Genomic DNA, 12,121 nt, shown 5'->3' on the forward strand with positions numbered 1-12,121 from the left:
GGACATGGACTGGCTGAGCGACAACGCGTGGGCCGCGTGGTTCGGCCTGGCCGCGGCGCTCGGGGTCGCGGAGCTGGTCAGCCTCGACCTGGTCCTCATCATGCTCGCGGCCGGCGCGGTCGCGGGCGGCGTCACCGCTCTGCTCGGCGGCGCGCTGGTGGTCTCGCTGCTCGTCGCGGCGGCCACCGCGATCGGCATGCTGGCGCTGGTGCGCCCGAGCCTGATCGCCAAGCTGCACCAGGGGCCCGAGCTCACGCTCGGCCACAACAAGCTGGTCGGCGAGCGCGCCGTGGTCACGTCGCAGATCAGCGGGCTGGCGGTCGGCCAGATCAGGCTCGCCGGGGAGACCTGGACCGCCGCCCCGTACGACGAGCACCTGACGATCGAGCCCGGGGCGACCGTGGAGGTCTTCGAGATCCGCGGCGCCACGGCGTACGTCCATCCGGTCGCCGAGCTCGGCGAGTGAACCGTAGGAACCTAGGAGGAGTCTCGTGGAGCTGGCGTTCCTGATCCTGCTCGCACTGCTGCTGATCTTCGTGGTCGTGGTGCTGGCCAAGACCGTCCGGATCATCCCGCAGGCCCGCGCCGGCGTGGTGGAGCGGTTCGGCAAGTACCTCAAGACCCTGCCCGCCGGCCTCAACCTGGTGGTGCCGTTCGTCGACAAGGTGCGCTACCTGATCGACCTGCGCGAGCAGGTCGTCAGCTTCCCGCCGCAGCCGGTGATCACCGAGGACAACCTCGTGGTGAGCATCGACACCGTCATCTACTTCCAGGTGACCGACCCGATCGCGGCGACCTACGAGATCGCCAACTACATCCAGGCGGTCGAGCAGCTCACGATGACGACGCTGCGCAACATCGTCGGCGGCATGGACCTCGAACAGACCCTGACCAGCCGCGAGGAGATCAACAACGGCCTGCGCGGCGTCCTCGACGAGGCGACCGGCAAGTGGGGCATCCGCGTCAACCGCGTCGAGATCAAGGGGATCGACCCGCCGCCGTCGATCAAGGACGCGATGGAGAAGCAGATGCGCGCCGACCGCGACAAGCGCGCGCTGATCCTGACCGCCGAGGGCCAGCGGCAGTCCGCGATCCTCACCGCCGAGGGCAACAAGCAGTCCTCGATCCTGAACGCCGAGGGCGACCGCGAGTCCCAGATCCTGCGCGCCCAGGCGGACCGCGAGGCCGCGATCCTGCGGGCCCAGGGTGAGGGCCAGGCCATCCAGACGGTGTTCCAGGCGATCCACGACGGGCAGCCGGACCAGTCGCTGCTGGCCTACCAGTACCTCCAGATGATGCCGAAGATCGCCGAGGGCGACGCCAACAAGGTGTGGATCGTCCCGAGCGAGATCGGCAAGGCGCTGGAGGGCCTGGGCTCGACCATGAACAGCCTCCAGGGCATCCCGCAGCAGGTCGACGGGCCGATCAAGCGGGTCGACATGGGCCCGAGCGCGCCCACGGAGCCCAAGTCGGCCGCCGAGCTGCGGGCGACCAGCGCCGCCGTGGAGGCCGCCATCGCGGAGGCGGAGAGCGCGGCGAACCCGGGCAAGGGCGCCCCGGAGACCGATCCGACCGTGGACCCGGGTGAGGTGCCGCCTCTCCAGTGACGTTCTTCGAGGTCGTCGCGATCCTGCTCGCCGGGGTCGCGGCCGGCACCATCAACACGGTGGTGGGGTCGGGGACGCTGATCACGTTCCCGACCCTGCTCGCGTTCGGTGTCCCTCCGGTGACCGCCAACGTCTCCAACACCATCGGCCTGGTGCCGGGGGCCATCTCCGGCGCGATCGGCTACCGCCGCGAGCTCGCGGGCCAGCGGGCCCGGGTGCTGCGGGTGTCCGTGGCCTCGTTCCTGGGCGGTACGGCGGGCGCCGTACTGCTGCTCGTCCTGCCCGCGGGTGCCTTCGAGGCGATCGTGCCGGCGCTGGTCGTGCTCGGCCTGGTGCTGGTCGTGCTCCAGCCGCGGATCTCGGCGTGGGTGGCGCGGCGTCACGACGCTGCCGGCGGGGTGGCCTACCACGGCACCTGGTGGGTGTGGCCGGGCGTGCTCGTGGCCGGCGTCTACGGCGGCTACTTCGGCGCCGCCCAGGGCGTGCTGCTGATGGCGGTGCTGGGCATCGGGGTCGACGACACGCTGCAGCGGCTCAACGCGGTGAAGAACGTGCTGGGCGCGGTCGTCAACGGGGTCGCGGGACTCGTCTTCGCCGTGGTCGCGGACGTGGACTGGTGGATCGTGCTGGTGATCGCCGTCGGTGCCGTGATCGGCGGGCAGATCGGCGCGAGCCTCGGCCGCCGGCTGCCGAACGCGGTCCTGCGGGTCGTGATCGTGATCGTCGGCGTGGTGGCGCTGACGGTGTTCCTGGCGAGCTAGGGCGAGATCGCTGAAAGGAACCGCTACGACCACGGATTGACGACATCGACACCGGTGCGCACGAAGTCGGGAACGTTGCGGGTCACCACGACCAGGTCGCGGGCAAGAGCGGTAGCGGCGATCAGAGCGTCCGCGTGCGCCGCGGGATCGGGCACATGGAGAGACGCCGTTCGCCGGACGGTGGGGAGGTCGACCGGAAGGATGCGTCCGGCGAACCCGTCCAGCACCTTCTGCTCGAACCAGGCCGTCAGGCGGTCGGCCTGGGCTCGGTCCGTGCGAGCGATGCGCAGGATGCCCGTCTCGATCTCGAGGACCGTAATGACGCTGATGGCCAGGTCCGCCGACGACTGCTCCCGGACCCACGTGTTCACGCCGGCGTTGCCCGGTCGCCGGCGCAGCTCGCTGACGACGTTGGTGTCGAGGAGGTACCTCACAGCTCTGCGGGCGCGAACCAGGAGCCGATCCGATCGAACTCGACGTCCTCGTCCTCCGGCGCGGCGTTCTCCATCTTGAGCCATGCGGCCAGGTCCTGCGGGACGTTGTGGAGCCGCTGGTACTCGGCGTAGGTCATCAGCACGAACGAGGGCCGGCTGTGCTCGGTGATGACGACGGGGCCGGCCTCGGCCGCGCGCTTGACCTTGCTCGGACGCTGGTTGAACTCAGCGGCAGTGACGGTCGCCATGGTCGATCACCTCAGAGAAAAGTAGCACCTGTAACTAGATTCTACCGCGGTCAGGCGCGGCGCTTCACCAGCGCGAGCAGGCCCGAGCCGACCGCGCCGAGAGCGGGGGCGATCAGGGTGTAGGCGGTCCTCCTCGAGACCGTGCCGTCGCGCATCGCGAGGAAGCCGGTGGCCGCGTCGGCCGCGTCGACGGCGACCCCGACGGCGATGACCCCGCGCCGGGTGCGTCCGCCGGCGAACAGCGTGATCAGGCCGAGTGCGACCTCACGGGCGCCGAAGAGCCGGACGACGTAGGGGACCTGCGGGTTCGACGTCGCGTCGAGCTGGAGCGTCCGCGTCGCCAGGTCGGGGTTGGCGAGAGCCAGCGAGCCGACGGCGATCCGGCCGAGGGACAGTCCGATCAGAGGGTTCATGGAGGGACCGTATCGGTTGGGGATCGGTCGCCGGGTGACGACATGGCAGGCTCGTCGGCATGGACCTGTACGACGCCATGCGGACCACCCCGGCCGTCCGGGAGTTCACCGACGACCCGCTCCCGGACCAGACGCTGCACCGGATCCTCGACCACGCCCGGTTCGCGCCGAGCGGCGGCAACCGCCAGGGCTCGCACCTCGTGGTGGTCCGCGACCCGAGCACCCGGGCGCGCCTGGCCGAGCTGGGCGAGCCGGCGGTGCGCCGCTACGTCGCCCAGATCAGCGCCGGGCAGAGCCCCTGGAATCCACGGCAGCCGCCCGCGCCGACGCCGGAGGAGATCGAGGCGGCCGACGTGCCCGCGGCGTTCACCAGGCCGCTGCTGACCGCCGGCGCCGTGCTGGTCGTCTGCGTCGACCTCGAGGTGGTCGCGGCGACGGACCAGGACCTCGACCGGGTCGGCCTGGTCGCCGGCGCGTCGGTCTACCCGCTCGTCTGGAACATCCTGCTCGCCGCCCGCAACGAGGGCTTCGGCGGGACCATCACCACGATGGCGATCGCGGCCGAGCCGGCGGTCAAGGAGCTCCTCGGCATCCCGGAGCAGTACGCCGTCGCGGCGGTCGTCCCGCTCGGCAGGCCGGTCCGGGAGGTCACGAAGCTGCGGCGCAACGAGGTCTCGGAGTTCGTCACCCGGGACCGGTTCGACGGGGAGCCCTTCTGACGCCGGTGCCGATGCGGGGACGACGTGGGTGGCCCGACGGCCTGCGCGGAGACGGCGGTCAGAGCGCGGCAGGCGCCGGGAGAGCAGTCGGGACAGGCCCGGCGAGCGGTGCCGAGCCCGCAGTCAGCCCACGTAGGCGCGGAGCCAGCGCTCGATCTCGGCGTACGCCGTGGCGCGCGGCTCGGGCCGGGACAGCACCACGTCGTGGCGGGCACCCTCGACGGCGACGTAGGTCACCCGGCTGCCGAGGGCGGTGGCCCACTGCCGGATCTGGGGCACCTCGAGCACGATGTCGTAGCCGTGCGCGTCCTCGCCCATCTCCGTGGGCCAGCGCGTCCCGGCCGAGGAGAGCACCAGCGCCGGGCAGCCGACCTCCAGCCCGGCGTGCAGCTCGTCGTGGCCGAGGCGGATCGCGCGGAGCCAGCCGAAGGTGACCGGGAACGAGTCGAGCGGCTTCCACTCGGTGTCGAACATCCACTCGCCGTCGTGCTCGACGTGGAGGCTGCGGCCGTAGTGGCCCGCCGGGGTGCGGGGGACGACCCGCTTGGGCCGGCGGGCGCCGATCTGCTTGATCGCCTTGGTGCCGATGCCGCGGAGGAGCGCGCCGCCCTGCATGTCCAGCCAGGGGGAGTTCAGCACCATGCCGGCGATGTCCGGGCGACGCTCGTTCGCCCACAGCGCCGAGATCAGGCCCCCGGTCGAGTGCGCGCTGACCACGACGTGGTCGTGCCCGTCGCGCTCGACGATCCGGTGCAGCGCGGCGTCGAGGTCGGGGAAGTGCTCGCGCAGGTCGGTGACGTAGTTCGGCGTCTGGTGCGGCCGCAGCGAGCGGCCGTACTTGCGGAGGTCGACGGCGTAGAAGTCGTAGCCACGGGCGTTCCACCACTCGGCGTACTCGGTCTGGAAGAAGTAGTCGCAGAAGCCGTGCACGTGCAGCACGGCGCGACCGGTCGACTGCTCGACACGGCGTACGACGAGGGTCGCGACGACCGGGCCCTCCTCGTCAGGCGGCAGCGCGATGGTCTCGGCCAGGAAGGGCTCGCCCAGGACGTCGGGGACGAGCCGGTCGAAGGCGCCGCTGGTCATGCGCGCAGTCTGTCAGCCAGCCGGCCGAGCGGGACCGCCGTCTCGACGCCGACGAGCGCTATCGAGCCGACGAGTACGCCGTGGCCGCGCGGACCAGCCCGGCCAGCAGGCCGACGTCCGCGGCCGTCTCGGGGTGCCACTGCACGCCGACGCAGAACCGGTCTCCGGGGGCCTCGATGGCCTCCAGCGTGCCGTCGGCGGCGTGCGCCACGGCGTCGAAGCCCGGGTGGGTGCGCACCGACTGGTGGTGGTGGCAGCTCACCGCGAGCCGGTCGCCGACCAGGCCCGCGAGCCGGCTGCCCGCCGTGGTCGCCACCGCCACCGCGCCGAACTCGTCGCCGCCGGGGGAGTGCTGCTCGTGGCCGACCAGGTCCGGCACGTGCTGGTCGAGGACGCCGCCGGCGCGGACGGCCATCACCTGCATGCCGCGGCAGACGCCGAGCACCGGCAGCCCGGCCGCCTCGGCGGCGTCGAGCAGCGCGGTCTCCCAGGCGTCCCGATCCGCCCGCCAGCCGGCCGTGCGCGGGTGCGCGGCCTCGCCGTACCGCTCCGGCTCGACGTCCGCCCCGCCGCTGATCACCAGCCCGTCCAGCCGGGCGACGACCGCCGCCGCGGCGCCGGGCTGCGCGACCGGCAGCAGCAGGGGTACGCCGCCCGTCGACTCGACCGCAGCGGCGTACTGCGTCGGCAGCAGGTCCGCGCGCTGGCGCCACACGCCCCAGGCCGCCTCCTCGCGGTAGGTGGTGAGCCCGATCAGCGGGGCGCTCACAGCGGCGTGACGTACGCGCCCGAGATGCCGCCGTCGACGAGGAACGTGCTGGCGGTCATGAAGGACGAGTCGTCGGAGGCCAGGAACAGCACGGCGGCCGCCATCTCCTCGGGCTCGCCGAAGCGCCCCATCGGGACGTGCACGAGCCGGCGCGCGGCGCGCTCGGCGTCCTTGGCGAAGAGCTCCTGGAGCAGCGGGGTGTTCACCGGCCCGGGGCAGAGCGCGTTGACGCGCACGCCCTGGCGGGCGAACTGCACCCCGAGCTCGCGGGTCATCGAGAGCACGCCGCCCTTGGAGGCGGAGTAGGAGATCTGCGAGGTCGCCGCGCCCATGACCGCCACGAACGAGGCGGTGTTGATGATCGAGCCCCTGCCCTGCTCGAGCATGTAGGGGAGCGCGGCCTTGCAGCACAGGTAGACGCTGGTCAGGTTGACCTCCTGGACCCTGCGCCAGGCATCGAGGTCGGTGTCCAGGATCGAGTCGTCCTCGGGCGGGCTGATGCCGGCGTTGTTGAACGCGATGTCGACCGAGCCGTAGGCGTCCTTCGCCGTCCGGAAGAGCGCGTCCACCTCCTCCTGGGAGGTGACGTCGACATGCACGTACGTCGCCACCGACGCGCCGCCGAGCCGGCCCACCAGCTCGTTGCCTCGCTGGTCGTCGATGTCGCCGATGACGACCCGCGCGCCCTCCTCGACGAAGCGTTGCACGGTCGCGAGTCCGATGCCCGAGCAGCCGCCGGTGACGACCGCGACCCGGTCCTGGATGCGTCCTGCCATGAGTTGCTGCTGCCTTTCGTCGTACGGGTCTCGACAAGCTCGACCGGCGGTGGGTCAGTGGGCGATGAAGACGTTCTTGGTCTCGGTGAACGACATCGGCGCGTCCGGGCCGAGCTCCCGGCCGAGGCCGGACTGCTTGTAGCCGCCGAACGGCGTCCAGTAGCGGACCGAGGAGTGGGAGTTGACGCTGAGGTTGCCGGCCTCGACGCCGCGGGCGACGCGCAGCCCCTTGCCGAGGTCGCTGGTGAAGATCGAGCCGGACAGGCCGTACTCGGTGTCGTTGGCCCGCGCGACCGCGTCCGCCTCGTCGTCGAAGGCCATCACCGCGACGACCGGGCCGAACACCTCCTCGCGCCAGATCCGCGCCCCGGGGTCGTCGACGGCGACGACCGACGGCGCGACCCAGAACCCCTCACCGCCGGGCGCGGAGCCCGCGAACGCGAGCTCCGCCTCGTCGAGGTAGGCGAGCACCGACTGCTTCTGCCGGGCCGAGATCAGCGGCCCCATCTCCGAGGCCTCGTCGCCCGGGTCGAGCACCCGCATCCCGGTGACGGCCGGCTCCAGCCGGGACAGGAACTCGTCGTACGCCGAGCGCTCGACCAGGATCCGCGACCGCGCGCAGCAGTCCTGGCCGGCGTTGTCGAAGACGGCGTACGGCGCGCTCGCGGCCGCCGCGGCGATGTCGGCGTCAGCGAACACGATGTTGGCGCTCTTGCCGCCGAGCTCGAGCGTCACCCGCTTCACCTGGTCGGCGCAGCCGGCCATGATCCGCTTGCCGACCTCGGTCGAGCCGGTGAAGCAGACCTTGCGCACCAGCGGATGCGTGACGAACCGCTCGCCGACGACCGAGCCCTTGCCGGGCACGATCGTGAGCACGTGCTCGGGCAGCCCGGCCTCCAGCGCCAGCTCGCCGAGCCGGATCGCGGTCAGCGGCGTGAGCTCGGCCGGCTTGAGCACCACGGTGTTGCCGGCGGCCAGCGCAGGAGCGAGACCCCAGGCGGCGATGGGCATCGGGAAGTTCCAGGGCACGATGATCCCCACCACGCCGAGCGGCTCGTGGAAGGTCACGTCCACGCCGCCGGCGACCGGGATCTGGCGGCCGAACAGCCGCTCCGGCGCGCCCGCGTAGTAGTTGAGGCAGTCGCGGACGTTGCCGGCCTCCCACCGCGCGTTGCCCCACGTGTGGCCGGCGTTGCGCACCTCGAGCCCGGCGAGCTCCTCGACGTGCGCGTCGACGACCGCGGCGAAGCGGCGCAGCACGGTCGCCCGCTCGCCCGGCGCCATCGCGCGCCAGGCCGGGAACGCCGCGTGCGCGGCCTCGATCGCGGCGTCCGTGTCCGCGACGGAGGCGAGTCGGACCTCGGTCACCGGCGCCGCGGTCGCCGGGTTGATGACGGTGTGTACGTCGGTCACCTACAGCCTCTCGAACCCTCGGTGCAGCTCCCAGTCGGTGACGGTCGCGTCGTACGCCGCCAGCTCCACGTCGGCCATGTTCGCGTAGTGGTCCACGACCTCGTCGCCCAGGGCCGCCCGGACGACGGCCGACGACGCGAACGCCGCCCGCGCGGCGGCCATCGTGTGCGGCACCTTCGGCCGGTCGGACGTGTAGGCGTTGCCGACCAGCTCGTCCTCGAGCGGCAACTCGTTCTCGATCCCGTGCAGCCCGCCGGCCAGCATCGCGGCCAGGGCGAGGTAGGGGTTGACGTCGGCGCCGGGGACCCGGTTCTCCATCCGGGCGCTCGCGCCGTGGCCCACGAGGCGTACGGCGCAGGTGCGGTTGTCGAGCCCCCACGCGATCGTGGTCGGGGCGAACGAGCCGTCCGCGAACCGCTTGTAGGAGTTGACGTTCGGCGCGTAGAGCAGCGTGAAGTCGGCGGTCGTCGCCAGGACCCCGGCGACGAAGTGGTCGTAGAGCGGCGTGCGGGCGCCGTCCCTCCAGAACACCAGCTCGCCGTCCGCGCCGCGCAGCGACAGGTGGATATGGCAGGAGCTGCCCTCGCGCTGGTTGTACTTCGCCATGAACGTGATCGCCTTGCCCTGCTGGGCGGCGATCTCCTTGGCGACGGTCTTATAGACCACGTGGTTGTCGGCGGTGGTGAGCGCGTCGGCGTAGAGGAACCCGATCTCGTGCTGGCCGAGGTTGCACTCGCCCTTCGCGCCCTCGACGTCCAGGCCGGCGTCGTACATGACGTTGCGGATCTCCCGGAGCAGCGGCTCCACGCGCGAGGTGCCGAGGATCGAGTAGTCGACGTTGTACTGGTTGGCCGGCGTGAGGTCGCGGTAGTGCCGCCGGTGCGCCTCCTCGTAGGGGGTGTCGAACGCGATGAACTCCAGCTCGGTGCCGGCCAGCGCCTGCCAGCCGTGCGCCGCGACCCGGTCGAGCTGCCGCTGCAGGATCGCCCGCGGCGACTGGAGGACGGGGGAGTGCTGCCCTGAGTCGTCGGCAGGCCACACCAGGTCGCACTGCACCATCGCGGTCGCCGGGTGGTGGGTCAGCAGGCGGATGGTGCGCTCGTCGAGCACGAACTCCATGTCGCCGTACCCCTTCTCCCACGAGGAGATGGCGTAGCCGTCCACGGTGTTCATCTCGACGTCCACGGCGAGCAGGTAGTTGCAGCCCTCGGTGCCGTGCGGCACCACGACGTCGGCGAAGTAGCGCCCGTGCAGGCGCTTGCCCTGCAGCCGCCCCTGCATGTCGGTGAACGCGACGACGACGGTGTCGATGTCACCGGCGTCGATGCGCCGGACCAACTGCTCCATCGAGAGATGGCGGTCGTTCCTCACGTGCACTCCTATCCGACGAGGCCGCGCAGCAGCGCGGCCGTGTCGTCGCAGTGTTCCTCCATGACCGTGCGCGCCCGGTCGGTCCGCCCGGCCAGGATCGCCTTGACCAGCGCGGCGTGCTGCCGATCGGAGTGGGCGATGTTGGCGCCGAGCACGGGGATCGCGAGCAGCATCTCGTGCAGCGTCGCCTGCACCGACGTCACCGCCTCGATCACCCGCGGCGAGTCCGCGAGCGAGGCGACCGTGAGGTGGAAGCGGGAGTCGGCCTGCCGGTGCGCCGCGGGCTTGGCGGCCGCCGCGACGTCGGCGAGCGCCCGCTCGAGCTGTTCCCGGCGTACGCCGGTGGGCCTGCTCCGCGCCGCGAGGTACGCCGCCCCCGGCTCGACCACCCTCCGGAACTCGAGCGCGTCCAGCCAGAGCAGCCGCTGCTCGTGGCTGATGCGAGCGGCTGCGCGAGCGCTCGGTGTCCGGGGCTTCAGCGTCACCACCGTCCCGCCGCCGCGCCCGCGCGTGGTCTCGACCAGTCCGGCCTGGCGGAGCGCGGCCATCGCCTCGCGCAGCGTCGCCCGGGAGACCTGCAGGATCGAGGCGAGCTCGCGCTCGGGCGGCAGCGTGCTGCCGAGCGGGTAGACCCCGAGCCGGATCGCGGTGGCCAGCTGCTCCACGCACGCCTCGAACGCGTGGTGTCCCCGCACCGGGCGCAGCACCGCCTCCGGGAGGCGGTGCTCGGGCGACGCGGTCATGGGCTCATCCTTCGGGTCGAGGGCGGTCGCGGTCAATTGCGCAATGGTCTGAGTTCATACCAATTTTACGGGAACCCATTTACACCCCGTTCGGGGCGGGTCTAGCGTCCGGTTCACGTTCGCACGATCGTCCATTCGGAGGGTGGCGCAATGCCTGAAGCACACGAGCCGATCCCGACTCACCCGGTCCCGGAGCTGAACGAGGACGAGAAGACCCTGGCGAGACTCGGGTACAAGCAGGAGCTCAGCCGGACCTGGTCCGGGTTCTCGAACTTCGCCATCTCCTTCTCGATCATCTCGATCCTCGCCGGCTGCTTCACCACGTTCGGCCAGGGGTTCAACAACGGCGGCCCGATCGCCATCTCGTGGGGTTGGCCGATCGTCTCGGCCTTCATCCTGCTCATCGGGTTCACGATGTCCGAGCTGGTGTCGGCGTACCCGACGTCGGGCGGCATCTACTGGTGGGCCGCCAAGATGGGCGGTGCCCGCGCCGGCTTCTTCACCGGGTGGCTGAACCTGATCGGCCTCGTCGCGGTGACCGCGTCGGTCGCCTACGGCTGCGCGACGTTCATCGACCTGACACTGAGCACGTTCTCGACGTCGTACGCCGAGAGCTACTCGCTCAGCCGGGTGTTCATCACCTTCGTCGTGGTGCTCGCGCTGGCCGGCGTGCTCAACATCTTCAGCGGTCACCTGATGGCGATCCTCAACAACGTCTCGGTGTGGTGGCACGTCCTCGGCGCCGCGTTCATCATCGTCGTGCTGGTCGTCGTGCCGGACGACCACCAGAGCTTCAGCTACGTGTTCACCGAGCGGTTCAACAACTCCGGCTACTCCGGTGGCGCGACGGACTCCATGCAGTACTGGTTCCTCGTGATCCCGTTCGGGCTGCTGCTGACGCAATACACGATCACCGGCTTCGACGCCTCCGCCCACCTCTCCGAGGAGACCCAGGCGGCGTCCGAGGGCGCGGCGAAGGGCATCTGGCGCTCGATCTTCTACTCGGCGATCGGCGGGTGGCTGCTCCTGCTGGCGGTGCTGTTCGCGATCCCGGACAACCCCGCGGGCAGTCCCGACAACGCCGGGGTCGGCAAGGGAGGCGTGGCCTACATCTTCACCTCGGCGCTCTCGACCGACCTCGCGGCGACGGTGCTGCTGGTCTCGGCCGTCGGGCAGTTCTTCTGCTCGACCGCCTGCATGACCAGCGCCTCGCGGATGACGTTCGCGTTCAGCCGCGACAAGGCGATCCCGGGCTCCGGCCTGTGGTCGAAGGTCAGCTCCAGCAAGGTGCCGGCGAACGCGGTGATGCTCGTGGCGGTCGTCGCCGCGCTGATCACGCTGCCGGCGCTGGTCGAGGTCAACGTCGGCACCGAGGACGATCCGCTGATCGTGCCGACCGCGTTCTACGCCGTCGTCTCGGTCGCGGTGATCGGCCTCTACCTGGCCTTCCTCATCCCGATCTGGCTGCGCTGGCGGATGGGCGACGCGTTCGTGCCGGGCTCGTGGACCAACGGCAGCAAGTACAAGTGGATGAACATCGTCGCGGTGGCCGAGATCGCGATCATCTGCGTCTACTTCATCCTGCCGTTCGTCCCGCAGGGCATCCCGTGGAACGACAGCTTCTCGTGGAAGTTCGTGAACTACGCCCCGATCCTGACCCTCGGCTCGCTGCTGATCCTCTGGATCTGGTGGCAGGCCTCGGCCAAGCACTGGTTCAAGGGACCGCAGCACACGATCGACCGGGCGGTGGTCGAGGCGTTCGACGACTGACCGTCCGCACA

The 12,121-nt window shown here is 71.2% G+C and carries 14 protein-coding genes; 5 read left to right on the forward strand and 9 right to left on the reverse strand.

What is annotated here, in order from left to right; translation table 11 throughout:
- Window positions 1–4 precede the first annotated feature (4 nt).
- Genes ACYVKX_RS18900 through ACYVKX_RS18910 form a run of 3 tightly spaced genes read left to right on the forward strand, consistent with a single transcriptional unit; the run spans window position 5 to window position 2,368 of the window.
- Window positions 5–466, forward strand: a complete 462-nt coding sequence (locus ACYVKX_RS18900) for an NfeD family protein (RefSeq protein ID WP_460835225.1) — start codon at window positions 5–7, stop codon at window positions 464–466.
- A 25-nt stretch (window positions 467–491) separates the two neighbouring features.
- Window positions 492–1,607, forward strand: coding sequence for an SPFH domain-containing protein (locus tag ACYVKX_RS18905; protein WP_460835226.1), 1,116 nt, complete (start codon window positions 492–494; stop codon window positions 1,605–1,607).
- On the forward strand, window positions 1,604–2,368 hold the full coding sequence (locus ACYVKX_RS18910; RefSeq protein ID WP_460835227.1) for a sulfite exporter TauE/SafE family protein: 765 nt from the start codon (window positions 1,604–1,606) through the stop codon (window positions 2,366–2,368). Before ACYVKX_RS18905 ends, ACYVKX_RS18910 begins: the two co-directional genes overlap by 4 nt.
- A gap of 23 nt (window positions 2,369–2,391) precedes the next feature.
- Here ACYVKX_RS18910 and ACYVKX_RS18915 read toward each other — a convergent pair whose 3' ends face one another.
- Genes ACYVKX_RS18915 through ACYVKX_RS18925 form a run of 3 tightly spaced genes read right to left on the reverse strand, consistent with a single transcriptional unit; the run spans window position 2,392 to window position 3,463 of the window.
- The gene (locus tag ACYVKX_RS18915; RefSeq protein WP_460835228.1) at window positions 2,392–2,802 is read right to left on the reverse strand and encodes a PIN domain-containing protein; all 411 of its coding nucleotides are present in this window, start codon (window positions 2,800–2,802) and stop codon (window positions 2,392–2,394) included.
- A complete protein-coding gene (locus ACYVKX_RS18920) occupies window positions 2,799–3,050 on the reverse strand; it encodes a type II toxin-antitoxin system Phd/YefM family antitoxin (RefSeq protein ID WP_460835229.1) in 252 nt (83 codons plus the stop codon). Before ACYVKX_RS18920 ends, ACYVKX_RS18915 begins: the two co-directional genes overlap by 4 nt.
- A gap of 50 nt (window positions 3,051–3,100) precedes the next feature.
- On the reverse strand, window positions 3,101–3,463 hold the full coding sequence (locus ACYVKX_RS18925; RefSeq protein ID WP_460835230.1) for a hypothetical protein: 363 nt from the start codon (window positions 3,461–3,463) through the stop codon (window positions 3,101–3,103).
- Window positions 3,464–3,522: 59 nt separating this feature from the next.
- Between ACYVKX_RS18925 and ACYVKX_RS18930 the strand changes: the two genes are divergently transcribed.
- Complete coding sequence (locus ACYVKX_RS18930; RefSeq protein WP_460835231.1) at window positions 3,523–4,182, forward strand: nitroreductase family protein; 660 nt, start codon at window positions 3,523–3,525, stop codon at window positions 4,180–4,182.
- Window positions 4,183–4,305: 123 nt separating this feature from the next.
- Here ACYVKX_RS18930 and ACYVKX_RS18935 read toward each other — a convergent pair whose 3' ends face one another.
- From ACYVKX_RS18935 to ACYVKX_RS18960, 6 genes are read right to left on the reverse strand one after another with little or no spacing between them, the layout of a single operon-like run.
- Window positions 4,306–5,268: an alpha/beta hydrolase gene (locus tag ACYVKX_RS18935; RefSeq protein ID WP_460835232.1), complete on the reverse strand. Its 963-nt coding sequence runs from the start codon at window positions 5,266–5,268 to the stop codon at window positions 4,306–4,308.
- Between the two features lie 58 nt (window positions 5,269–5,326).
- A complete protein-coding gene (locus ACYVKX_RS18940; RefSeq protein WP_460835233.1) occupies window positions 5,327–6,037 on the reverse strand; it encodes a gamma-glutamyl-gamma-aminobutyrate hydrolase family protein in 711 nt (236 codons plus the stop codon).
- Window positions 6,034–6,813: a 3-oxoacyl-ACP reductase gene (locus tag ACYVKX_RS18945; protein ID WP_460835234.1), complete on the reverse strand. Its 780-nt coding sequence runs from the start codon at window positions 6,811–6,813 to the stop codon at window positions 6,034–6,036. The genes ACYVKX_RS18940 and ACYVKX_RS18945 overlap by 4 nt, the downstream gene beginning before the upstream one ends.
- A 54-nt stretch (window positions 6,814–6,867) precedes the next feature.
- Window positions 6,868–8,226 carry an aldehyde dehydrogenase family protein gene (locus ACYVKX_RS18950; RefSeq protein ID WP_460835235.1) on the reverse strand — a complete coding sequence of 453 codons (1,359 nt, stop codon included), beginning with the start codon at window positions 8,224–8,226 and terminating at the stop codon, window positions 6,868–6,870.
- On the reverse strand, window positions 8,227–9,597 hold the full coding sequence (locus ACYVKX_RS18955) for a glutamine synthetase family protein (protein ID WP_460835236.1): 1,371 nt from the start codon (window positions 9,595–9,597) through the stop codon (window positions 8,227–8,229).
- Between the two features lie 8 nt (window positions 9,598–9,605).
- Window positions 9,606–10,340: a FadR/GntR family transcriptional regulator gene (locus tag ACYVKX_RS18960; RefSeq protein WP_460835237.1), complete on the reverse strand. Its 735-nt coding sequence runs from the start codon at window positions 10,338–10,340 to the stop codon at window positions 9,606–9,608.
- Between the two features lie 150 nt (window positions 10,341–10,490).
- Between ACYVKX_RS18960 and ACYVKX_RS18965 the strand changes: the two genes are divergently transcribed.
- Window positions 10,491–12,110, forward strand: a complete 1,620-nt coding sequence (locus tag ACYVKX_RS18965) for an amino acid permease (protein WP_460835238.1) — start codon at window positions 10,491–10,493, stop codon at window positions 12,108–12,110.
- Window positions 12,111–12,121: the final 11 nt, after the last annotated feature.

The organism is Nocardioides hungaricus, assembly GCF_054782915.1.